The 22035-nt window shown below is 70.0% G+C and carries 20 protein-coding genes; 17 read left to right on the top strand and 3 right to left on the bottom strand.

Annotated features, from left to right (window positions below):
• Positions 1-14: 14 nt before the first annotated feature.
• Both CFB43_RS37230 and CFB43_RS37225 read right to left on the bottom strand, forming a co-directional pair.
• Positions 15-2156, bottom strand: a complete 2142-nt coding sequence (locus CFB43_RS37230; protein WP_089499009.1) for an FUSC family protein — start codon at positions 2154-2156, stop codon at positions 15-17.
• A complete protein-coding gene (locus CFB43_RS37225) occupies positions 2153-2632 on the bottom strand; it encodes a MarR family winged helix-turn-helix transcriptional regulator (protein ID WP_089499008.1) in 480 nt (159 codons plus the stop codon). The genes CFB43_RS37230 and CFB43_RS37225 overlap by 4 nt, the downstream gene beginning before the upstream one ends.
• Positions 2633-2944: 312 nt before the next feature.
• On the opposite strand from CFB43_RS37225, the gene CFB43_RS37220 reads away from it, so the two are divergent.
• Complete coding sequence (locus CFB43_RS37220) at positions 2945-3805, top strand: FAS1-like dehydratase domain-containing protein (protein ID WP_089499090.1); 861 nt, start codon at positions 2945-2947, stop codon at positions 3803-3805.
• Positions 3806-3987: 182 nt separating this feature from the next.
• Here CFB43_RS37220 and CFB43_RS37215 read toward each other — a convergent pair whose 3' ends face one another.
• Entirely contained in the window at positions 3988-4884 is an 897-nt protein-coding gene (locus CFB43_RS37215; protein ID WP_089499007.1) for a LysR family transcriptional regulator, read from the bottom strand.
• 149 nt (positions 4885-5033) lie between these two features.
• On the opposite strand from CFB43_RS37215, the gene CFB43_RS37210 reads away from it, so the two are divergent.
• The 16 genes from CFB43_RS37210 to CFB43_RS37135 all read left to right on the top strand — a co-directional run bounded on the left by CFB43_RS37210 (position 5034) and on the right by CFB43_RS37135 (position 22029).
• Positions 5034-6305: an MFS transporter gene (locus CFB43_RS37210; RefSeq protein WP_089499006.1), complete on the top strand. Its 1272-nt coding sequence runs from the start codon at positions 5034-5036 to the stop codon at positions 6303-6305.
• Between the two features lie 71 nt (positions 6306-6376).
• Positions 6377-7267: an amidohydrolase family protein gene (locus CFB43_RS37205; protein WP_089499005.1), complete on the top strand. Its 891-nt coding sequence runs from the start codon at positions 6377-6379 to the stop codon at positions 7265-7267.
• An 8-nt stretch (positions 7268-7275) separates the two neighbouring features.
• Positions 7276-8166: an isocitrate lyase/PEP mutase family protein gene (locus CFB43_RS37200; RefSeq protein ID WP_089499004.1), complete on the top strand. Its 891-nt coding sequence runs from the start codon at positions 7276-7278 to the stop codon at positions 8164-8166.
• Between the two features lie 7 nt (positions 8167-8173).
• Positions 8174-9559 (top strand): MFS transporter, encoded by a 1386-nt coding sequence (locus CFB43_RS37195; RefSeq protein WP_373452576.1) that lies wholly within the window; start codon positions 8174-8176, stop codon positions 9557-9559.
• Between the two features lie 173 nt (positions 9560-9732).
• On the top strand, positions 9733-11145 hold the full coding sequence (locus tag CFB43_RS37190; protein WP_089499002.1) for a KamA family radical SAM protein: 1413 nt from the start codon (positions 9733-9735) through the stop codon (positions 11143-11145).
• Positions 11142-12287 (top strand): NAD(P)/FAD-dependent oxidoreductase, encoded by a 1146-nt coding sequence (locus CFB43_RS37185; RefSeq protein WP_089499001.1) that lies wholly within the window; start codon positions 11142-11144, stop codon positions 12285-12287. Before CFB43_RS37190 ends, CFB43_RS37185 begins: the two co-directional genes overlap by 4 nt.
• Complete coding sequence (locus CFB43_RS37180) at positions 12284-13639, top strand: lysine N(6)-hydroxylase/L-ornithine N(5)-oxygenase family protein (RefSeq protein ID WP_089499000.1); 1356 nt, start codon at positions 12284-12286, stop codon at positions 13637-13639. The genes CFB43_RS37185 and CFB43_RS37180 overlap by 4 nt, the downstream gene beginning before the upstream one ends.
• A gap of 15 nt (positions 13640-13654) precedes the next feature.
• Positions 13655-14920, top strand: a complete 1266-nt coding sequence (locus CFB43_RS37175) for an ATP-grasp domain-containing protein (RefSeq protein WP_089498999.1) — start codon at positions 13655-13657, stop codon at positions 14918-14920.
• Between the two features lie 13 nt (positions 14921-14933).
• The gene (locus tag CFB43_RS37170) at positions 14934-16529 is read left to right on the top strand and encodes a methionine--tRNA ligase (protein WP_089498998.1); all 1596 of its coding nucleotides are present in this window, start codon (positions 14934-14936) and stop codon (positions 16527-16529) included.
• Positions 16526-17707, top strand: coding sequence for a CaiB/BaiF CoA transferase family protein (locus CFB43_RS37165; RefSeq protein ID WP_089498997.1), 1182 nt, complete (start codon positions 16526-16528; stop codon positions 17705-17707). The genes CFB43_RS37170 and CFB43_RS37165 overlap by 4 nt, the downstream gene beginning before the upstream one ends.
• Positions 17694-18044, top strand: a complete 351-nt coding sequence (locus CFB43_RS37160) for a cupin domain-containing protein (RefSeq protein WP_089498996.1) — start codon at positions 17694-17696, stop codon at positions 18042-18044. The genes CFB43_RS37165 and CFB43_RS37160 overlap by 14 nt, the downstream gene beginning before the upstream one ends.
• Positions 18034-19203: an NAD(P)/FAD-dependent oxidoreductase gene (locus CFB43_RS37155; RefSeq protein ID WP_089498995.1), complete on the top strand. Its 1170-nt coding sequence runs from the start codon at positions 18034-18036 to the stop codon at positions 19201-19203. Before CFB43_RS37160 ends, CFB43_RS37155 begins: the two co-directional genes overlap by 11 nt.
• Positions 19155-20078 carry an AEC family transporter gene (locus CFB43_RS37150; protein ID WP_089498994.1) on the top strand — a complete coding sequence of 308 codons (924 nt, stop codon included), beginning with the start codon at positions 19155-19157 and terminating at the stop codon, positions 20076-20078. Before CFB43_RS37155 ends, CFB43_RS37150 begins: the two co-directional genes overlap by 49 nt.
• A 76-nt stretch (positions 20079-20154) precedes the next feature.
• Complete coding sequence (locus CFB43_RS37145; RefSeq protein ID WP_089498993.1) at positions 20155-21066, top strand: amidohydrolase family protein; 912 nt, start codon at positions 20155-20157, stop codon at positions 21064-21066.
• Positions 21067-21221: 155 nt separating this feature from the next.
• Entirely contained in the window at positions 21222-21509 is a 288-nt protein-coding gene (locus CFB43_RS37140; protein WP_039369252.1) for a DUF1330 domain-containing protein, read from the top strand.
• A 58-nt stretch (positions 21510-21567) separates the two neighbouring features.
• Positions 21568-22029, top strand: coding sequence for a hypothetical protein (locus tag CFB43_RS37135; protein ID WP_144023189.1), 462 nt, complete (start codon positions 21568-21570; stop codon positions 22027-22029).
• The last annotated feature ends 6 nt before the right edge of the window (positions 22030-22035 follow it).

The following is a 22035-nucleotide window of genomic DNA, read 5'->3' as shown; positions in this document are numbered from 1 at the left end:
ATGGGAAAGCGGGATCATGCGCGTGCTCCGTCCGGCGCCTGCGGCGGCTGCCCGGCCGCGGCCGGATACAGCGACAGGCGCAGGCCGACGAGCGCGTGCAGCGTGTCGCGCAGCCGGCGATGCGTGGCGGGCGTGGCCGGTGCGGCGGGCGCGGTGGGCGCCGTGCCGTCGTCGGCCGGCGCGGCGCCCGGCAGGTTGCGGCCCGCGACGCGGCGCAGCGCATCGTCGATCGTTGCAAGCAGCGCGGGCGGTGCCGGCTGGCGCGCGTTCGCGGCGGCGCAGCGTTCGTAGTGGTCGGTGACGCCGGCCAGCACGCGATCGATCGCATCGGGCACGTCGCCCGACAGCCGGCGGCGCGAGCGGCGCAGGTCGAGCGCATTGAGCGCGATGCGCAGGTCGCGGAAGCTCTCGATCGACGGGTGGCGATGATCGTCGGACGCGCCGAGGCGCGGCAGCAGATGCGTGACGCGGTCGAGCATCCGCGATGCGTGGTTGCGCTGGTCGTCGAGCGGCTGCGTCGACGCGGAACGCGCGACATCTTCCCAGCCCGAGCGCAGCAGGCGCCGCACCGCGAGTTCCGCACCGAACGGCCGCGTCGCACGCGTCCATACATACGCGAACAACAACCCGGCGACACCCGCGAGGTTGCTGTTCAGGAACACGAAGAAATCGGCGTCGTACGCACCCTGGATGCTGATGAAGGTGGCCGTGTTCACGGCGACGAGCATCGTCACCATGTTGAACTGCGGGCGCGGCAGCAGCGTGCCGATCAGGATGAACGGGCCCGCGAACATCACGACGAGCATCGCGAAATCGTGCACGTGCGGCAGCACGACGAACAGGTACAGGCCCGCGAACACGACGCTCGCGGTCGTCGCGAGGAAGAACTTGAACACCAGCGGAGCCGGCTCGTCGAGCGCGGCGAAGAAGCTGCACGACACGGCCACGAGCGTGACGGCGGCGGCGCCGTCGTGCCAGCCGGACGCGATCCACAGCCAGCTCGCGAACACGATCGCGGCGACGACGGTCAGCGTCGAGAACAGCATCATCCCGCGATCGAAGAAGCGCTCGGTGCCGCCGAGCCGCCAGTGCCGGTAGCGCGGCTGCCAGACGCCCGTTTCGTTCCCGATCAGCGCGCGCAGCGAGCGGCAGTCCTGCCAGATGTCGATGACCTGGCGCAGCCGCCACAGCGCGTTCGACAGCAGCGCGCCGTCCCAGCTCGCGAGCGCGTCGTCAGCCGGCTGCAGCGCGGCGATGCGTTCGCGCAGGCGTTGCGCGACCGGGTCGTCGGTCATGTCGCCGTTGGCGCCGGCCCGGACGGCCGGCAGCGGCGCGTCGAACCATGTCGCGGCATCGGCAAGCAACTCGTCGAGCCCGGCCGGCCGGATATGCAGGTCGCGCATCAGCGCGATCAACGGATCGGCGAGCGACGACATCAGCGGCAGGAACAGCTGCATCCGGCCCGCGAGCGCCTGCGCGCGCGCGAGGACGCGCGGGTGCGCATGGTCGTAGCTCAGCTGGCTCAGCAGGAATTCGAGGCCCGTGATGGTCGCCGCGAGGCGTTGCCGGCATGCGGACAGCGCCTTGCCGGCGATGTGCCCGGACAGCGTCTCGCGGCCGTAGAACGCGGCATCCTTGAACCACGCGTCGGTGCGCTCGATCAGCGTCGGCGCGAGCCGGTTCGGGAAGATCGCGCTGCCCACCACGCTCGCGCACACGATGCCGAGCACGATCTCCTCGGTACGTGCGATCGCGACGTCGAACACGGTGGACGGATCGGTCACGGTCGGCAGCGCGACCAGCGGCATCGTGTAGCCGGCGAGCATGAACACATAGCTGCGCGCGGTGCGATCGGAGATCGCGAGGTAGAGCAGCGTGCCGCACCAGGTGGCGACGATGATCGCGAACAGCAGCGGCGTCTCGACGAACGGCGGCACGAAGAAGATCGCGGCGGCCGCGCCGAGCGCTGTGCCGAGCGCGCGATACAGCGCCTTCGAGCGCGTCGCGCCGACGAACGGGTTCGACACGATGTAGACGCTCGCCATCGCCCAGTACGGGCGCGGCAACTGGAAATACAGGCCGAGATACAGCGCCAGCATCGACGCGGCGAACGTCTTGCCCGAGAACAGCCAGTCGCGAAGGCTCGGGTAGGTCATGACGTGGCGTCACCGGTGTGGGAGGCGCGCGCGGCGGGCGTGTGCAGCTCGGACGCATTGAAGGCGTCGAGCACGCGCAGCGTCGCTTCGAGATCGGCGCGCGTGACACCCTTGAGCACCTGCGCGCGCAGCACGCGCAGGTCTTCCTCCATCTTCGCGGTGACCGCGCGGCCGGCGGCCGTCAGCGAGATCGTTTTCGCGCGACGGTCGTGCGGATCCTCGTCGCGGCGCGCGAGGCCGGCCGCGCACAGCTGGTCGAGCAGGCGCACGAGCGATGGCCCTTCGATGCCGACGTATTCGGCGAGCGTGCCCTGGCGCACGCCTTCGCCGAGGCGCCCGGCGATCAGCAGCGGCGTCGCGCACGCCTCGGACACGTTGTACGTAGTCAGCACGCCGTCACTGGTGCGGCGCCACTTGCGCGCGGACAGCACGAGAAGGCTGCTGACGGCGAGGCGGAGGTCGTGCAGATTGGTCATGGGCGAGATGATAGGGGCAAATTAATTCGATAGCAAACTATCGTTTTTGTCACCCGGATGACACGTCACACGCGGCGCGGCAGGCCCATCTGATGCAATTTAGGCGGCGTGCCGGGGATGGTCAAGCTGTAAGGTTTTGCCGGCACGGGTGGTGCGTTTGGCGGCTGCGATCGAATGGTCAGATGAAAGTCGTCCTGCAGGGCCGCTCGCGGGTCAGGCAGGTTCGAAGCCGGGGTTCGGCAAATCCGGCTTCGCGAAACGGCGCGCGGCATGCATATTGAGGCCGTTGCAAGCCACCTGGAGATTCCGCACGTGTCCCCTTCATCCTCGCAGCCGCCCGCCCCGACGTCGCTCGACGCGTGGCTGGGCAAGACCGAAACGCTCGGCGACGACATCACCGCGTTTCCGCTGAACGCGCTGGCCGCCACGCTCGACCGCCCGTCACCCGGCGACGTCGTGCCGCCGATGTGGCACTGGCTCTATTTCCTGCCCGTCGCGCCACTGGCTGAAGTTGGCCCCGATGGCCATCCGAAGCGCGGCGGCTTCCTGCCGCCCGTGCCGCTGCCGCGCCGCATGTGGGCCGGCGGCCGCCTGACTTTCCATGCGCCGCTGCGCACGGGGCGGCGCGCGACGCGCGAATCGACGATCGAGAACCTCGAGGACAAGACGGGCCGCAGCGGCCGGCTCGTCTTCGTGACGGTGCAGCACCGGGTCGAGTGTGACGGTGAGCTGTGTGTCGAGGAGGAGCACGACATCGTCTATCGCGATGCGCCGCAGCCGGGCGCGCCGGCGTCGAAGCCGGTCGCGGCGCCGGCAGGCGAGACGTGGTCGCGCACGGTCACGGCCGACGCGGTGATGCTGTTCCACTATTCGGCGCTGACCTTCAACGGTCACCGCATCCACTACGACCGCAGCTACGTGACGCAGGAGGAGGGCTATCCGGGGCTCGTCGTGCATGGCCCGCTGATCGCGACGCTGCTCGTCGATCTCGTGCATCGCGAACGGCCCGACGCGACGCTCGCGAGCTTCGCGTTCCGCGCGGTGCGCCCGACGTTCGACGGGGAGCCGTTCACGCTATGCGGCAAGCCGTCGGATGATGGCCGGACGATCGAGCTGTGGGCGAAGGATCGCGACGGCTGGCTGACGATGCAGGCCACGGCGACCCTGGCGTAACGCGACAGGCGAGCGCGGGGCATACAGGGCGCGGTGCGTCGTCGAACGGGGTTGACGAACGGCATGACGAACGGGAGCCGATCGGATTCGTGCCGAGGAAGGCCGTGCGGTTCGTCGGCGCGCCTGTGTCATCCCGGGCGGTTGCCGGAACGCTTGCCGCGTCACGCCCGGCCGCATGCCGCTCAGGCGCGCGTGTCGGCCGACGGCAACAGCGCGGCGAAGCGGTCCGCGAGCGTCGGGCGCGACCGGGCCGGCCAGATCGCGCTCAGTTCGAAATTCGGCAGTGCGGCGCCGTCGCGGATCGGGCTGTATACAACGCCGTCGAAGGCGAACGCATGGATCGAGCGCGGCAGCAGCGACACGCCGCATCCGGCGGCGACGCACGCGACCACGGTCAGCGTGCGGTTGACGTCGAGCACGATGTCAACCGCATGCCCGGCCTGGCGAAACGCGCTCAGGATGCCGGCGCGGATCAGTGGCAGCTGATCGTGCGGAAACCACACGAGGCCGGCCGCGGCAAGCTCGGCCAGCGTGACGGCGCCGCCCGGCTGGCGCGGGAAATCCTTCGGCAGCACCGCGACGAGCGGATCGCGCCGGATCAGCTTCTCGCGCATCCTGCCGTTGACCGCGACCGGCGTATGCAGCAGCCCGATATCGATCTCGCCGCGCTCGAGCGCGATCGCCTGCTCGGCATTGCTCATCTCGCTCATCACGAGTTCCACGTCGGGCGCGCTCTCGCGCAACGCGCGGATCGCGCGCGGCAGCGTGTCGAACAGCGCGGCGCTGACGAAGCCGATCGTCAGGCGCCCGGCGCGCTGCGCGCCGATCTCGCCTGCCCGGTGCGCGGCCGCGTCGAGCCGCGCGACGCTCAGGCGCAGGTCGTCGACCATCGCGAGCCCGGCCGGCGTGAGCGCCGCGCCGCGCCGTGACCGGTCGAACAGCCTGACCCCCAGCTCCTTCTCCATCCGGTTCAGCGCCTGGCTGAGCGCCGGCTGCGCAATGCCGAGTTCGCTGGCCGCGCGTGTGAAGCTGCCGGCATCCGCGATCGCGAGGAAGTAGCGAACGTGCCTGATTTCCATAAGCATGTGTTATGAATAATTATTCGAAACATAGTAGCGAATTATCCAAATGATTCATAGGATGCACATCAAGCGTCGCCGAGACAGGCGGCGCCTCCGGTAAGCGGCGCGACGACGCGGCGCACGGCGACGACACGAGGAGACCTCCGTTGAACTGGACGCGCGAACTATCGACGACCGAACGGCGCACGTTGCGCGGCTGCTTTGCCGGCTGGGCGCTCGACGGCCTCGATACCCAGATGTTCAGCCTCGTGATTCCGGCGCTGCTCGCGACCTGGAGCATCGGCAAGGGGCAGGCCGGCCTGATCGGCGGCGCGACGCTCGTGTCGGGCGCGCTGGGCGGCCTGCTGGCCGGCGTGATCGCGGATCGCTACGGGCGCGTGCGCGCGCTGCAGATCACCGTGTGCTGGTTCTCCGCATTCACGTTCCTGAGCGCGTTCGCGCAGAACTTCGAGCAGTTGCTTGTGCTGAAGGCGCTGCAGGGCCTCGGTTTCGGCGGCGAATGGACGGCGGGCGCGGTGCTGCTCGCCGAGACGGTCGGCGCACGCCATCGCGGCAAGGCGATGGGCGTCGTGCAGAGCGCGTGGGGATTCGGCTGGGGCGCGGCGGTGCTGCTGTACATGATCGTGTTCGCGTGGCTGCCGGCCGAATGGGCGTGGCGCGTGCTGTTTGCGATCGGCGCGCTGCCCGCGCTGCTGGTGCTGTATATCCGCCGTGCGATTTCCGAGCCGCCGCGCGCGCACCCCGCGCGGGCGCACGCGGACGATGCGCCGACGGTGGGCATCTTCGACCGTTCGGTGCTGCGCGCGACGATCGTCGGCGGCCTGATCGGCGTCGGCGCGCACGGCGGCTATCACGCGATCACGATCTGGCTGCCGACCTACCTGAAGACCGAGCGGCACCTGTCGGTGCTCGGCACGGGGGCGTATCTCGCGGTCGTGATCGTCGCGTTCATCTGCGGCTGCTTCGTCAGCGCCTATCTGCAGGACCGGATCGGCCGGCGCCGCAACGTGATGCTGTTCGCCGCGTGTTGCGCGGTGACGGTGAACCTGTACGTATTCCTGCCGCTGAACGACATCGCGATGCTGCTGCTCGGGTTCCCGCTCGGCCTGTTCTCGGCCGGCATTCCGGCGACGCTCGGCACGCTGTTCAACGAGCTGTATCCGCGGAACGTGCGCGGGCGCGGCGTCGGCTTCTGCTACAACTTCGGCCGCATCGCATCGGCCGGCTTCCCGGTGCTGGTCGGGCACATGGGCGCATCGATGCCGCTCGGCACGGCGCTCGGCATCGATGCGGGCATCGCATACGGGCTGGTCGTGATTGCGGTGTGGTTCCTGCCGGAAACGCGCGGGCGCCGGTTGCCCGACGCGGTGGCCGGGCCCGGCGCCGACGGCGACGTGCAGGCCCGCGCCTCGCTGTAGTTTTCGTCCTTCTTTCATTCCGTCGCCCGTCACCCGCGATGCGGGCCGGGTACATCTTGCAGGCAGTCGTCATGGATCGAGCAGTGAATCCGCCGGTTGAGCCGGTTTCATCGGCGCCGAATGTCACCGCGTGGTACGCATCGGCGGCCGCCGTCGCGGCGATCGACGCGCATGCGCACGTGTTTGCGCGCGGTCTGCCGCTCGCGCCGGTCGTGCGCCACGCGCCCGATTACGACGCGTCGCTGGACGCGTACGTCGCGCATCTCGCCGCGCATGACATCACGCATGCGGTGCTGGTGCAGCCGAGCTTTCTCGGCACCAACAACGCGTTCTTCGTCGACGTGCTGCGGCGCTACCCGAGCCGCTTTCGCGGCGTCGCGGTCGTCGATCCGGGGATCGACGACGACGCGCTCGCCGCGCTGGACCGCGCGGGCGTCGTGGGCATGCGGCTCAACCTGGTCGGCCTGCCGATTCCGGACTTCGGTACGCGGGCATGGCGCGCGCTGTTCGCGCGCGTCAATGCGCTCGGCTGGCATGTCGAGATCCATCGCGATGCGGCCGACCTGGATGCGATCGCCGCGAGCCTGCTCGCGCAGTCGTGCACGCTCGTGATCGACCATTTCGGCCGCCCGTCGCCGACGCTCGGCGAGCGCGATCCCGGCTTCCGCCACCTGCTGTCGCTGGCCGACACCGGGCGCGTGTGGGTCAAGCTGTCGGCCGCCTATCGCAACAGCCTGGCCGGCGACGGCACCGACGCGGCGCTCGGCGCCGCGCAGGCGCTGCGCGCCGCGTTCACGGCGGAGCGGCTCGTGTGGGGCAGCGACTGGCCACATACGCAGCATCGCGAGCGTGTCGATTTCGGCGCGACCTGCGCGGCGCTCGAACGCTGGCTGCCCGACCCCGGCGAGCGCACGCGCGTGCTGCGCGATACGCCGCTTACCCTGTTCCGTTTCGACCAATGAGGCCCTGCATGACCGATCACACCGCCCTTCGTCGCGCCGCGTTCCGGCGCAGCATCGCCGCCCGCGAGGGATTGCTCGTTGCCGGCACGTTCAACGCGCTGAGCGCGCGGATCGCCGCCGATCTCGGCTTCGACGCGCTGTACCTGAGCGGCGCGGGTGTCACCAACATGTCGCTCGGCCTGCCGGATCTCGGCTTCGTCGGGCTCGGCGAGCTGGCCGAGCACACCGCACGCGTGCGCGACGCCGTCGACCTGCCGCTGATGGTCGATGCCGATACGGGTTTCGGCAACGCGCTGAACGTGCTGCATACGGTGCGCACGCTCGAGCGCAGCGGCGCGGACGCGATCCAGCTCGAGGACCAGGTATTGCCGAAGAAATGCGGCCACTTCGCGGGCAAGGAAGTGATCCCGGCCGCGGAAATGGTCGGCAAGCTGAAGGCGGCCGTCGACGCGCGCGTCGATCCGAACCTGCTGATCGTCGCCCGCACCGATGCGGCGGCCGTGCACGGCATCGACGACGCGATCGAGCGCGCGCACCGCTACGCGGCGGCCGGCGCCGACGTGCTGTTCATCGAGGCGATGGACACGCCGGAGGACGTCGAGCGGTTGCCCGCACTGTTCGATACGCCGCAGCTCATCAACATCGTGATCGGCGGCAAGACGCCGACCCGCTCGCGCGACGAACTGGCGCGCCTCGGCTATGGCGTGGTGCTGTATGCGAACGCCGCGCTGCAGGGCGCGGTGCGCGGGATGCAGGCGGCCCTGACGACGCTGCGCGACACGGGCCGGCTCGACGAGGATCCGGCGCTCGTCGCGCCGTTCGCCGAACGGCAGCGGCTCGTCGACAAGGCGCGCTTCGACGGGCTCGACGCGCGCTACGCGGCCGCACGGCAGCCGTAACGCCCGCGTGCGGCACGGGCGGCCGCAAGCCGGCCGCCCGATCCAGAACGAACAGGAGACAACCTTGGCAACTTCCCCCACCGGGGCGGCAGGCGGGCCGCCGCGCATCGGTTCGATCGTCGGCGGCCTGGCCGGCAACCTGATCGAGTGGTACGACTTTCTCGCGTACAGCATCTTCTCGATCTACTTCGCGCCGGCGTTCTTTCCGGCCGACCGGCCGACCGTGCAGCTGATGAACACCGCGGCGATCGCGGCGGTCGGCTATGTCGCGCGGCCGGCGGGCAGCTGGCTCGTCGGCCTCTATGCGGACCGGCGCGGGCGCAAGGCCGCGCTGACGAAATCGGTGCTCGCGATGTGCGCGGGATCGATGCTGATCGCCGTCACGCCCAGCTACGCGACGATCGGTGTGCTCGCGCCGGCGCTGCTCGTCGCCGCGCGGCTGCTGCAGGGGCTCAGCATGGGCGGCGAATACGGCACCAGCGCGACTTACCTGAGCGAGATCGCACCGCCGAACCGGCGCGGTTTCTACGTCGGCTTCCTGCAGGTGAGCGTGGTCGCCGGACAGCTCGTCGCACTCGGCCTGATGCTCGCGATGCAACGGATCTTCGCCGGCACGCACGACCTCGAACGCTGGGGCTGGCGGATTCCATTCTTCGTCGGCGGCGTGCTCGCGCTGTTCGCACTCTACATGCGCCGCAACGTCGTGGAGAGCGACGCGTTCATCGCCAGCCGGGCGCGCGCGACGAAGACGCGCATGACGGCCGACCTCGCGGCACACTGGCGCGAGCTGCTGCTCGCGATCGGCATCACGGTCGGCGGCACCGTCGCGTTCTACACGTACACGGTCTACATGCAGAAGTACCTCGTCAACTCGGTCGGGCTGCACAAGGAAACGGCGACCTGGATCTGCACGCTTGCGCTGCTGCTGTACATGCCGCTGCAGCCGCTGTTCGGTCTCGTATCGGACCGCGTCGGCCGCCGGCCTGTGCTGCTGTGGTTCGGAATCGGCGGCACGCTGCTGTCGGTGCCGATCTTCACCGCACTCGGGCACGCGCACGAACCGCTCGCCGCGTTCGCGCTGGTCTTCGCGGGGCTGGTCGTGCTGAGCGGGTTCACATCGGTGCACATGCTGGTGAAGGCCGAGCTGTTTCCGCCGCAGATCCGCGCGCTGGCGGTCGGGTTGCCTTATGCGCTGACGACGGCGATCCTCGGCGGCACGACCGAATTCGTTGCGCTGCGGCTGAAGGCGAGCGGCAACGAGACGATGTTCTTCTGGTACGTCGCCGCGTGCGCGGCGATCTCGCTGGTCGTGTACTGGCGGATGCCGGAGACCCATCCTGCCAGGCGTGTGCGGGCTGCGCGACCAGCGGTGGGCGCCGCCGCGCCGCGCTGAATTGGTGCGCAGCAGCATGCGAAACGCTTATGGATAAATAACACGGCGGTAATGCTTCGCTTCGGCAATTGCTTCTAGTATCTGCAGGACGTCGACGGGCTGCCTGGCCGTCGGCGGCGAGCAGCGAGACACACGACATACATTAGTACATCTAAAAAAATGGAGTCGAGTCAATGATCGAACTATCCGAGGGCCAACGGATATCCGCGCGCGATGGCGTGCAGGGCGGCGCGCCGCCGCGTCAGTCGATACCGGTGCATCCGGTGTTCAAGGCGTACAACCGCTCGAAGCTGGACGACATCCCGCAGCTCGCGGCGCTCCCGCCGCGGATGCGCGAGGAGATCGGGCTGGTCGCGCGGGTGCTGCCGTTCAAGGTCAACCGCTATGTGGTCGAGCAGCTGATCGACTGGACCCGTGTGCCGGACGATCCGCTGTTCCGGCTGACGTTTCCGCAGCCCGACATGCTCGCGCCCGAGGACCTCGAGCGACTGGCCGTACTGTCGCGCGACGCGGCACGCCACGCGGAACTGGACGCGCTGGTCGGGCGCCTGCGCGCGCGGATGAACCCGCATCCGGCGGACCAGCGGCTCAACGAGCCGGAACTGGACGGCGAACCGTGCCCGGGCATCCAGCACAAGTACGCGCAGACGGTGCTGTACTTTCCGAGCCACGGGCAGACCTGCCACGCGTACTGCACGTTCTGCTTCCGCTGGCCGCAGTTCGTCGGCGATGCAACGCTGAAATTCGCGTCGAGCGAAGCGGCGCGGCTGCACGCTTACCTGCGCGCGCACGGCGAAGTGACCGACCTGCTGATGACGGGCGGCGACCCGATGGTGATGAGCGCGGCACGCTTGCGCGAATACCTGACGCCGCTGCTGGAGCCGGGGCTCGAGCATGTCGGCAACATCCGGATCGGCACGAAGGCGCTGACCTACTGGCCGTACCGCTTCGTCAGCGATCCGGATACGCCCGAGCTGCTCGCGCTGCTGCGCACGCTGGTCGACGCGGGGCGCAACGTGACGGTCATGGCGCACCTGAACCACTGGCGCGAGCTGTCGACGGAGATCGCCGAGCAGGCCGTGACGAACCTGCGCCGCATCGGCGTCGTGATCCGCTCGCAGGGGCCGGTGCTGCGTCACATCAACGACGACGCCGACGTGTGGCGGCGCAACTGGGTCGGGCAGGTGCGGCTCGGTATCGTGCCGTACTACATGTTCGTCGAGCGCGATACCGGGCCGCGCGCCTATTTCGAGCTGCCGCTCGCGCGAGCGCTCGACATCTACAACACGGCGATCGCGTCGGTGTCAGGGCTCGCGCGCAGCGCGCGCGGCCCGTCGATGAGCGCGGGCCCCGGCAAGGTCGAGGTCGCCGGCACGCTCGACCTGCACGGGCAGCGCTACTTCCTGCTGAATTTCCTGCAGGCGCGCGATCCGCGCTGGCTGCGCAGGCCGTTCCTCGCGAAGTATTCGGCAACGGCCTGCTGGCTCGACCAGCTCGAACCGCCGGACGGCGATCCCGCGTTCTTCTTCGACGCGCCGTACCGCGCATTCGTCGACGCGCACCAGCACCAGCCGGAGCACGCATGATGGCGCCCGGCAAACGAACCGCCGACGTCGCGATCGTCGGCGGCGGTTATACGGGGTTGTCCGCCGCAATCCATCTGGCGGAGCAGGGCGCGACGGTCGACGTTTGCGATGGCGATCCGCCCGGCGACGTCCCGAGCGCATTCAACTTCGGTTCGGTCGCGAGCGTCGCGCCGGCATTGCCGCGCGGCCCGGGTTCGGCCGCGCAGGCGCAGGCCGCCGAGCGCGAGGCGGCGCAGGCGATCGCGTATCTGGCGCGCTTCGTCGACAGCCGCGGCCTCGCGTGCGGCTGGGCGCATCCGGGCCACATCACGCTCGCGTGCGACGACGCGTCGGCGGCGCAGCTGGCGCGCCGGTTCGACCACTACGCGGCACAACCGGACGCGCGCGTCGCATGGCTCGATGCACCGGCGGTCGCGCAGGAAACCGGTGCGGCGCATGCGATCGCCGGGCTGTTGAACCTGCGTTTCGCGCTGATCCGGCCACGCGCGCTACGCGACGCGATGCGGATGCGGGCCGCGCGGCTCGGCGTGCGGATCCGGCGCGGCGCCCGCGTGCACGCGCTGCGGCTCGCGCCGGAGGCAGCCGCGCTCGACCTCGACGATGCGACGCTCGCCGCCGGCACCGTGCTGGTGTGCGCGGAGGACGCGTGGTCGTTGCTGCCGGACGACGTCCGTCCGCCGCTCGAACGGTACGGCACGCACCTGCTCGCGACCTGCGTGCTCGACGACGCGATGCAGCGCCGCATTTCGCGGCAGCCGCGCGTGTACGGCACGCTGTCCGCCGACAAGGACTACTTCCGGCTCGACGACCGCGGGCGACTGCTGTTCGGCAGCCGGCTCGGCCTTGCGCCGGACCTCCCGCCTGCGGATGCCGAAGCCGCATTGCGCGCGCGGCTGGCGACGTATTTCCCGGCGCTCGGGCACGTGAGCGTCGAGCGTGTGTGGTCCGCGCCGCTCGGCTTCACGGCGCACGGTGTGCCGTATGTCGGCACGGCCGGGCGGCTGGGCTGGTGCGGCGGCTATTGCGGCAGCGGGATCGCCACGGCGGTTCGTGGCGGCGCGGTGCTCGCCGGCCTCGTGCTCGGCCAGGCCGGCAGCGCCGTTCTTCACGATTCGATCACCGGTGCCGGGGAGGCGCGATGAACACTTTCGACATTCAGACGCTCGATGGCGCCAAGCCGCGGGCCCTTACCGGGGCGGAGGTCGACGTGCTCGGGATCGGGGTCGGCCCGTTCAACCTGAGCCTGGCGGCGCTGCTGGCGCCGCTGGACGGCCTGCGTTCGCTGTTCGTCGAGCGCAAGCCCGAGTTCCGCTGGCATCCGGGGCTGATGCTCGCCGATTCGTCGCTGACGACCAGCTTCCTGAAGGACCTCGTGACGCTGGCGGATCCGTGCAGCCGCTACTCGTTCATCGCGTTCCTGCAACGCACGGAGCGCCTGTACTCGTTCGCGAACGCGCGTTTTCCGACCGTGCGCCGCCGCGAGTTCGAGCAGTACATGCAATGGGTCTGCGCGTCGCTCGACAACCTGCGGTTCGACTGCGAAGTCGAAAGCGTCGTGCGGGACGGGGGCGCGCTGCGCGTCACGACCTCGCACGGCGTCGTGCGTACCGCGAACCTCGTCGTCGGCGTCGGGCTGCGCCCGACCCTTCCCGCGTGTGCACGGCCGCACCTGGGCGCCGACGTGCTGCATTCGTCGCAGTTCTGCACCGTGCGGCCGGCGCTCGCCGGCCGGCGTGTCGCGATCGTCGGCGGCGGCCAGAGCGGCGCCGAACTCGCGCTGCACCTGCTCGGTCTGACGGGCGATGCGGCGCCCGCGCATGTCGCATGGCTGACCCGGCGCGAGAATTTCCTGCCGATGGACGATTCGCCATTCGTCAACGAATGGTTCGTGCCGCAGTACAACGAACATTTCTCGCGGCTGTCTCCGGAGCGCAAGCGCGACGCGCTCGACACGCAGCGCCTCGCGAGCGACGGTGTCACGCTGCCGCTCCTGACGGCGATCTACCAGCGGCTCTACGAGATCACGCACATCGAAGGTCGCACCGGCTATTGCGCGCTGATGCCCGGCCGCAACATGGCCAACCTGCATCGCGCGGACGGCGGCTACGTGCTGAGCGTCGACGACGGCACCGGCGTGCACGCGCCGCTGCATGCCGACGTCGTGCTGCTCGCGACGGGGAGCGAATTCCAGATGCCGGGCGCGCTGGAATCGCTGCGCTTCGAGATGCACACGCGCAATGGCGTGCCGGAGCTCGACGACGACTATGCGGTGCGCTGGAACCGGCCGAGCGCCGCGCGGATTTTCTTCCAGAACGCCGCGCGCACGACACGCGGTATCGCGGACCCGAACCTGAGTCTCGCCGCGTGGCGCAGCGGCCGGATCGCGAATGCGATCGCGGGCGCATCCATCTACGAAGTCGGCACGCCGCCAGGCTTCGTCGACTGGCCGCACGGCGACGCGCCGCACGCTGCCACCCAACAATTCGTGAACTGACAGGAGCACACCGCCATGACCCATGCACCGGCCATGCTGTATCTCGACACGCGCGCGCTTCCGGGCGAGCGGATCGCCGAAATCGACGCGGCGCGCGGCCTCGGGCTCGACCTGTATGTGGCGACGCCGACGCCGGACGCGTTCCGCTCGTTCGGCTGCGCCGGCATCATTCCGACCCGGCTCGGCGATTACGACGCTGCCGAGCGGACCATTCTCGACTACCTGCGCGAACGTCGCGTCGAGCTGTCCGGCGTCGTCGCGTGGAAGGACCTCGAAGTCGTGCTCGCGAGCCGGTTGTCGCATCGGCTCGGGCTGCGCGGCACGGCGCCGGACGCCGCGCTCAACGTGCGCGACAAGGCAGCGACCCGCCGCGTGCTGGACGCGGTGCCGAACGCGAACCCGCGCTACGCGGTGGTCGGCAATGAAGCCGAGTTCACCGCCGCGCTGAAGCGGATCGGCGCGCCCGCGCTGCTGAAGCCGGCCGGCAACTCCGGCAGCCGCGGCATTTTCCCGGTCGACGTGCACGACGACCCCGCCGAGGTGTATCGCGCATTTCGCGCATACAACTCGCCGGAGAAGGGCGAGATGTTCAGCCTGTACGGCGATCATGCGCTGCTCGAGGAACTGCTGACGGGCAGCGAGCACTCGGTGTCCGGCGTCGTCGCGCACGGCCGCGTCGCGATCAACGCGATCATCGACAAGACCTTCGACCGGTCGATCCCGATCCAGTACGAGAACGTGACGCCGTCGCTGCTGCCGGCCGACACGCAGGCGGCCATTCGCGACATGGTGCGCGCGGGCGTCGCGGCAACCGGCATCGACTGGTGCGGGTTCCACGCGGACGTGATGGTGACGCGCGACGGGCCGAAGATTCTCGAGATCGGCGGCCGACTCGGCGGCGAGTTCATCAACTCGCACCTGATCCCGTACAGCGTCGCGGGCTTTTCGCCCTATCGCACGGTGCTCGATCTCGCGCGCGGCGCGATCGACGGCCCGCTCGACGACCGGCTCGGCACGGCGTCGACGCGCGCGGGCCAGCGCATCGTGATGCCGCCCGGGCTTGGCCGCATTGCCCGCGTCGAAGGTTTCGAGCGACTGTGGCGCCGGCCCGAACTGCGTTTCCTGCAGGTCGTCGCCGGCAAGGGCGCGCAGATGGCGCTGCCGAAGGACGTGTTCAAGGCGTACGAGATCGCGTACCTGATCGCGCAGTGCGAACTCGACCGCGATATCGTGGCGCTGCTGCGCGAGCTCGCGGCCGACGTGACCGTCACGCTGGACTGAACCGGAGACCATCATGGCGATCGACACGATTCGCGACCCGCGCCACTACCTGCTCGTGCCGGCGATGCCGGCGCCGAACGGGCGCCTGCACCTGGGTCATATCGCGGGCCCGTACCTGCGGCTCGACATGCTCGCGCGCCACCTGCGCAGCCGCGGCGAATGCGCGCGCATCGCGTGCGCGAGCGACCCGTACGATTCCTATATCCCGCTGCGCGCCGGGCAGGCCGGCGTCGACGCGGCGGCGCTCGCGCGGCAGAGCTGCGCGGGCATCGTCGACGATCTCGCCGACATGAACATCGACGTCGACCTGTTCGTCGATCCGCTCGGCGATGCGCATCACGACGCCTACCTCGCCGCGCACGACGGGCTCGTCGCACGGCTGGTCGCGCAGCGGTGCGTGTCGACGGTGCGTGAACGCCTGCCGTATTCGGCCGCGCGCGCGTGCTACGTGACCGGCAGTTTCCTGCTCGGCCGGTGCCCGCAGTGCGCGCGCGACGTCTCGGGATTCTTCTGCGAGGACTGCGGCGCGCATTTCCAGCCGGAGGACGTGCAAGAACCGTCGGCGCGCTGGGGCGAGACGCTGGCGATGCGCGAACAGGACAACCTGTTCTTCGACATCGCGGAGCCCGCCGCGCTGGTCGCGCAACTGGCGGGCACCGAAACCGCACCGGTGTTCGTCGACATCGCGCGCCGCCATCTCGACCGCGACGGCGCGCGCTTTCGCATGACGAGCCATGCCGGCTGGGGGCTGCCGTACGCGCTGAACGGCGAGCCGCGCACGCTGTTCGGCCATGGCCTGCTGTTCGGCGCGATCCGTTTCGTCGGCGATCTCTATGCGCGCAAGCACGGGCTGCGCGCGAACCCGTTCGACCGCGACTCGGACGTGATCACCGTGAACGGATTCGGGATCGACAACTGCGTGTCGCACCTGGTCGGGATCCAGGCAATGGCGATGGCCGACGGCGTGTCGAAGCCGTTCGACCGTTTCGTGATCAACCATTTCTATACGCTGGAAGGGCGCAAGTTCTCGACGAGCCTGCGCTGGGCGATCTGGGTCGAGGATCTCGCGGCCCGCACGCGCGTACCGTCCGACGCGGTGCGCTTCTTCGTCGCGTCGACCAATCCGGTCGACGCGCGCACCGACTTCGATCGCGATGCGTTCTGCCGGTTCGTGAACGGGCCGTATGCGACCGTGCAACGGCATGTGGCCGAGGCGATCGGCGGGCCGCTCACGGCGCGCGCGCCGGCCGACGAAACGGCGCGGGCGGCAGAAGCGGCGTGGCGCGACGCGCAGCGCGCGATGGATTTCGCGACGTTCGACCCGACCGCGCTGGCCCGGATCGTCGAACGCTGGAGTGCGCGCTTCGACGGCGCGCGTGCGGCCGGCGACCTGTACGGCTGGACGAAGGGCTTCGCGCTGCTTGCGTACCCGCTGATGCCGGCGCTCGCGCGGACCGCGTGGCGCGCGCTCGGGTTGCGCGGCGAACCGAACGCGGGCGATTTCGCGCGGCTGTCGTCGCCGGTCGTCACGCCGCTGGCGAGCTTCGATCCGGTCACGGCGGGGGAACTGGCGGCGGTGCTGCCGCCCGGCATGCGGGAGGTCGCATGATGGAAGGCGCACTCGAAGGGCTCGTGATCGTCGACCTGACGCGCGTGCTGGCCGGCCCGTTCTGCACGATGCTGCTGGCCGACCACGGCGCGCGCGTCATCAAGGTCGAACGCCCGTCGACCGGCGACGATGCACGCGCGTACGGCCCGTGGTACGGCGGCAAGTCGGCTTACTTCGCATCGCTCAATCGCGGCAAGGAGAGCATCGCGCTCGACCTGAAGGACCCGGCCGACCGCCGCGTGCTCGACGCACTGCTCGAGAAGGCGGACGTCGTCACCGAGAACTTCCGGCCCGGCACGATGGCGCGCATCGGCTACGACTGGGACACGCTGCATGCGCGCTTTCCGCGCCTGATCTACGGTAGCGCATCGGGGTTCGGCCACACGGGACCGTTTCGGGATCACCGTGCGTACGACATGATCGTCCAGGGGCTCGGCGGGATCATGAGCGTGACCGGTGAGCCCGGGCGCATGCCCGTGCGGGTCGGGCCGTCGATCGGCGACCTCGCGGCCGGCCTGTTCCTGACGACCGGGCTGCTGATGGCGCTCGTGCGGCGCGGCCGGACCGGGCAGGGCTCGAAGGTCGACATCGGCATGTTCGACTGCCAGCTCGCGCTGATGGAGTATTTCATCGGCCGCTATTTCGCGACCGGTGAAGTCACCGGGCCGGTCGGCAGTTATCGGCCGGCGATCGCGCCGCCGTTCGGCGTCTATCGCGCGGCGGACGGCCCGCTCATCATCGCGGCCGGCAACGACAAGCTGTTCCGGCTGCTGTGCGACGCGCTCGGCGTGCCGGCGCTCGCGGCCGACCCGCGCTTCGCGGGCGGCGAGGCGCGCAAGGATCACGAGGCCGAGCTCGAACGCACGCTCAACGACCTGCTGGCGGCGCACGACGTCGAGCACTGGTGCGAGCGGTTCGCGCGTGCGGGGCTGCCGGCCGGCCCGATCAACCGTGTCGATCAGGCGGTCGTCCATCCGCAGACGGCCGCGCGCAACATGCTGATCGACGTCGACGATCCGGATGTCGGCCCGTACCGGCTCGTGGGGACGCCGATCAAGATATCGGGTTGCCCCGATCCGGCCACCCGCCGGGCCGCACCGGCGCTCGATCGCGACCGCGACGCGATTCTCGCGGAACTGGGCCTGGTCGGGGAGGAGGTGCACGATGAGCGCGCGTAAGTTTCCGCATGTCGGCGCGTTGCCGCCGGAGTCGCATGTGCCGGGCGTCGTGCTGCGCCAGGCCGATTTCGCCGGGCTCGGCGACGGCGAGATTCCGTTTCGCGGCGGCCTGTTCACGGTCGAGCCGAATTGCACGTCGCGGCTGGATGTTCACGCGGTGCGCGAATGCTGGATGATCGCGCAGGGCAGCGGCCGGCTGACCTACGACGGCGAGCCCGTGCGCGTGTGCGCCGGCGACGTGCTGTATTTCGAATCGCACCGGTCGCACCAGGTGCAGAACGACGGCGCGACGCCGCTCGTGATCAGCACCGTCTGGTGGCAAGCCGATGCGGGTTGATCTCGCGATCGTCGGCGCGGGCGTGACGGGCGCGACGATCGCGCACGTGGCGGCGCGGCATGCGGGTGCGCTGCGCATCGCCGTGTTCGATGCGCGGCCGCTCGTGCAGACCGCGACGGCGCTGTCGGCGGGCGTCGTCACGCCGTTTTGCGGCATCGGCGAACGGCGTGCGCGATCGCAGGTCGCGAACGCGTATTACGGCGCGTGGGCGCGGGCCGGACGCTGCGTGCGCGACGCGCCGTTCGCCTTCGTTGCGGCCGCATCCAACGCAGGCGGCCCGCTGTTCGCGACGCCGGTGCCGGCCGATACGCCGGATGCCGGCGACGCGCTGCTCGGCGCGTTGCCCGACGGCGTGCGTCTTTGGCGCGCCGGCCGTGCATGGCTGGTCGACGTGCCCCGGCTGGTCGCGCACTACCTGACGGGCGCGCGCGCCGTCGCGCGTTTCGACGCGCCGGTTACACACGTGACGTGCCATGCCGGCGGCTGGACCCTCGTGGCCAACGGCGTGACGCTGCACGCCGACCGGCTCGTCCGCGCGAGCGGCCCGTGGCCGGCCGTCGATGGCGAAGCCGACGACGACGCGCGCGGCGAAGCGCGACCGGACATCGTCACGAAGAAGATCGTCGCATTCGATGTCGACGGGCGCGCATTGCCGCCGGCACCGGACTCGCCGGTCGTCTACCTGCCGGACGCACAGGCGTTTCTCGCGCCGGTGCACGCGCGGCGCGGCTGGTTGCTGAGCATCACGTCGCACGCATGGGGGTGCGCCGCCGGCGCGCGCGTCGCGCCGAGCGCCGACGAGCGCGCACTGGCACAGGGGCTGCTCGCGCGTCATTTTCCGGGCCTGCGCGACGCGCACCTCGCCGCGCGCGTGGCGGTGGACGGCTACACGACCGACCGCAATCCCCGGGTCACACCGATCGGCCGAAACGGCTGCGCGGTGGCGGGCGCGTCGGGCTCCGGCGTGCGTTTCGCACCGGCGCTCGCGTATGAAGCGCTCGCCGCCGTCGGGTTGCCGTTCGACCCCGATCCGGACACGACCGCGCCCGAGCCGTCGCTTCTCGAACGCGCCGATTCACTGGTTTCCTCCTTCACCGAACCTGTTCAGCCATGCATACCGAACTCGCCTGGGTTGCCGTCGCACCCGCCTTCGCACTGATCTGTATCGGCGTCGCGGTGCGTCGCATCGCGCTGGTCGATGCGGCATTCTGGCCGTCCGCCGAGAAACTGACCCATTACGTGCTGTTTCCCGCGTTCCTCGTGCATTCGATCGGACTGGCCGGGCCGCTCGATGCGTCGTCGAAGTCGACGATCCTGCTGCTGACGGGCCTCACGCTCGCGGTGCTGGCCGCCGTCGTGCTCGGCTGCCGGCTGTGCGCGGTGCCGCATGCGTCGTTCACGTCGATCGTCCAGGGCTCGATCCGCTTCAACAGCTACATCTTCCTGTCGGTCGCGTCGGGGTTGCTGAGCCCTGCGGATTACGGGATCGCGGCGGTGGTCGTCGCGTACATGGTCGCGATCTCGAACACGCTCGTGCTGCTGTCGTTCGAGCATGGCCAGGCCGGCGGCCGCGGGCTCGTGGGGATCGTCGGCAAGGTGGCGGCGAATCCGCTGATCGTCGCGAGCGCGTTCGGGATCGTGCTGAACCTGACCGGCTGGCGGTTGCCCGCCGCGCTGGACCAGACCGTCGACGTGCTCGGCGGCGCCGCGTTGCCGTTGAGCCTGATCTGCGTCGGCGCCGCGCTGCGGCTGCCGTTGCCGCGCAAGGAAGCGGCGCTCGTGCGGGCGGGGCTCGTGACCACCGCGATCCGGCTGGTCGGGTTTCCGCTGCTCGCGCTGACCGCGACGAAGGCGTTCGCGGTGTCGCCGCTGTCCGGGAACCTGATCCTGCTCTATTCGGTGCTGCCGTGCGCGAGCAATTCGTATGTGCTGTCCACGCAGTACGGCGGCAACCACCGGCTGATGGCATTCGTCGTCGCGCTGTCGACGGTGCTGTCGTTCGTGCCGATTTTCATCGTCGCGCGTGCGATGTAGGCTGACACGCCGCGACGCAGCCGGCGCGGCCCGCATGGCCCGCCGTGCACAATAACCAACAAGACAGGAGACCCCCATGATTTCGAGGCGCTCGTTCAATCGCGCACTCGTCGGACTCGCGATGGCCGAGGTGCTCGGCGGATGCGCCGGTGCGATCACCGGCACGCGCACGATCACCGGCGTCGACACCCACGCGCACATATTCCTGAAATCGCTGCCGCTCGTGCCGGGCCATCGCTACACGATCGCGTACGACGCGTCGCTCGACCAGTACCTCGCGATGCTCGACCGGCACGACATGTCGAACGGCGTGCTGATCCAGCCGAGCTTTCTCGGCACCGACAACCGCTATCTGCTCGCCGCGCTGCGCGCGCAGCCCGCGCGCTTGCGCGGCATCGTCGTGATCGACCCCGCGCGCGATGCCGAGCAGGTCGCCGCATGGACGCCGCTCGGCGTGCGCGGCATCCGGCTGAACCTGATCGGCGAACGCGATCCGGATTTCGCGGGCGCGGCGTGGCGCGCGTTGCTGCCGCTTCTGCGCCGGTACGGCTGGCAGGTCGAGCTGCATGCGGAAGCCGCGCGCCTGCCGGTGCTGATGCCGCCGCTGCTCGACGCGGGCGTCGATGTCTCGCTCGACCATTTCGGGCGGCCCGACCCGCGGCTCGGGATCGACGATCCGGGCTTCCGCTATCTGCTGACGACGGCGGCGAGCCGGCGCGTGTGGGTCAAGGTGTCGGGCGCGTACCGGAACGACCGTGCCGATCGCTGGCAGGCGTCCGGCCTGACCGCGATGCGTGCGGTGCGCGAAGCGTTCGGTGCCGAACGGCTGCTGTGGGGCAGCGACTGGCCGCATGTCGGGTACGAGGGCGCGGTCGACGATGCGCTCGCGTACCGGTACATGGAGACGTTGCTGCCGGACGAGGCCGGGCGCCGGCAGGTGCTGGTCGATACGCCGGCGGCGCTGTACCGGTTCGATGCGAAAGCGTGAGCGGGCAGGGTCGGCGCGTTTGGCAGAACCCCTGTAATCTGCACACTGCCCGCGCCGCCATGGGTGCGGCTGCGGCTTGTGCGGCCAGTGCGGTGTTCCGAACGGCACCGCGCGCATCCGGCCCCCTTCCACGCATCGCATCAGGAGCACGTATCTTGGCAACCTACATCGTGTTTACACGGGAAAGCATGCAGGACCAGCAGGAATTCGACCTCTACCAGAGCAAGGTCGGCGCGACGCTCGCCGGGCATCCGGTGAAGGTGCTCGCGGCCTACGGGCCGCAGGAAACGCTCGAGGGCGAAGGCCCGGAAGGCGTCGTGATCGTCGAGTTCCCGTCGAAGGAAGCCGCGCACGCGTGGTATCACGGCCCGGAATACCAGGCCGTCGCCCAGCACCGCTTCAAGGGCGCGCGCTATCGCGCCGTGCTGGTCGAAGGCGTCTGAGCGACGTGCATCGGGTGTGTCCGGCGGCGCGCCGCGACGCCGGACGCCCGTCCCGCCGATGAAACCTTCGACTCCCGCCACCGCGCCCGTTCGCCCGTCGATGGGTCGCGCCGCAACCGTGCTGCTCGCGATCAGCGTCGCGCTTTATCTTGTCGCCATGTTCACCGCGCCGTTCCGCACCGGCGCACCGGCCCCGCATCCATGGGCCGACGGCTGGCAGGTGCTGTTGACGGGCTGGATGGGCGTGCTCGCCGGCATCTATGCATGGCTCGCGAATCCGCTCGTGTTTGCCGCCTGGCTGCTGACCGTGAAGCGCCATCGCGCGCAGGCGGTCGTGCTGGCCGGTCTGGCGCTGCTGTTCGGGATGAGCTTCCTGTCGCAGCACCAGATTGCCGTCGACGAAGCAGGGAACGTCGAACCCGTGCATCTCGACGCGATCGGCTACTGGTGCTGGCTCGCGAGTTTCGCTGCAGCGGCGGTCGGCGCGGCATGGTTGCCCGGGCGGACGAAGACGCGCTGATGGATT

The sequence above is a fragment of the Burkholderia sp. AU15512 genome, from assembly GCF_002223325.1.
GTDB lineage: Bacteria > Pseudomonadota > Gammaproteobacteria > Burkholderiales > Burkholderiaceae > Burkholderia.
The sequence above is the reverse complement of the archived record's forward strand: the minus strand, read 5'-3'. Positions and strand labels throughout refer to the sequence as shown.

Excerpts from the sequence above, each read along its gene's own strand:
- CFB43_RS37200 (WP_089499004.1), top strand. The coding sequence starts at position 7,276 with ATGACCGATCACACCGCCCTTCGTCGCGCCGCGTTCCGGCGCAGCATC.
- CFB43_RS37225 (WP_089499008.1), bottom strand. The coding sequence starts at position 2,632 with ATGACCAATCTGCACGACCTCCGCCTCGCCGTCAGCAGCCTTCTCGTG.
- CFB43_RS37145 (WP_089498993.1), top strand. The coding sequence starts at position 20,155 with ATGATTTCGAGGCGCTCGTTCAATCGCGCACTCGTCGGACTCGCGATG.
- CFB43_RS37185 (WP_089499001.1), top strand. The coding sequence starts at position 11,142 with ATGATGGCGCCCGGCAAACGAACCGCCGACGTCGCGATCGTCGGCGGC.
- CFB43_RS37150 (WP_089498994.1), top strand. The coding sequence starts at position 19,155 with ATGCATACCGAACTCGCCTGGGTTGCCGTCGCACCCGCCTTCGCACTG.
- CFB43_RS37230 (WP_089499009.1), bottom strand. The coding sequence starts at position 2,156 with ATGACCTACCCGAGCCTTCGCGACTGGCTGTTCTCGGGCAAGACGTTC.
- CFB43_RS37205 (WP_089499005.1), top strand. The coding sequence starts at position 6,377 with ATGGATCGAGCAGTGAATCCGCCGGTTGAGCCGGTTTCATCGGCGCCG.
- CFB43_RS37175 (WP_089498999.1), top strand. The coding sequence starts at position 13,655 with ATGACCCATGCACCGGCCATGCTGTATCTCGACACGCGCGCGCTTCCG.
- CFB43_RS37165 (WP_089498997.1), top strand. The coding sequence starts at position 16,526 with ATGATGGAAGGCGCACTCGAAGGGCTCGTGATCGTCGACCTGACGCGC.
- CFB43_RS37180 (WP_089499000.1), top strand. The coding sequence starts at position 12,284 with ATGAACACTTTCGACATTCAGACGCTCGATGGCGCCAAGCCGCGGGCC.
- CFB43_RS37170 (WP_089498998.1), top strand. The coding sequence starts at position 14,934 with ATGGCGATCGACACGATTCGCGACCCGCGCCACTACCTGCTCGTGCCG.
- CFB43_RS37215 (WP_089499007.1), bottom strand. The coding sequence starts at position 4,884 with ATGGAAATCAGGCACGTTCGCTACTTCCTCGCGATCGCGGATGCCGGC.
- CFB43_RS37190 (WP_089499002.1), top strand. The coding sequence starts at position 9,733 with ATGATCGAACTATCCGAGGGCCAACGGATATCCGCGCGCGATGGCGTG.
- CFB43_RS37160 (WP_089498996.1), top strand. The coding sequence starts at position 17,694 with ATGAGCGCGCGTAAGTTTCCGCATGTCGGCGCGTTGCCGCCGGAGTCG.
- CFB43_RS37135 (WP_144023189.1), top strand. The coding sequence starts at position 21,568 with ATGAAACCTTCGACTCCCGCCACCGCGCCCGTTCGCCCGTCGATGGGT.
- CFB43_RS37155 (WP_089498995.1), top strand. The coding sequence starts at position 18,034 with ATGCGGGTTGATCTCGCGATCGTCGGCGCGGGCGTGACGGGCGCGACG.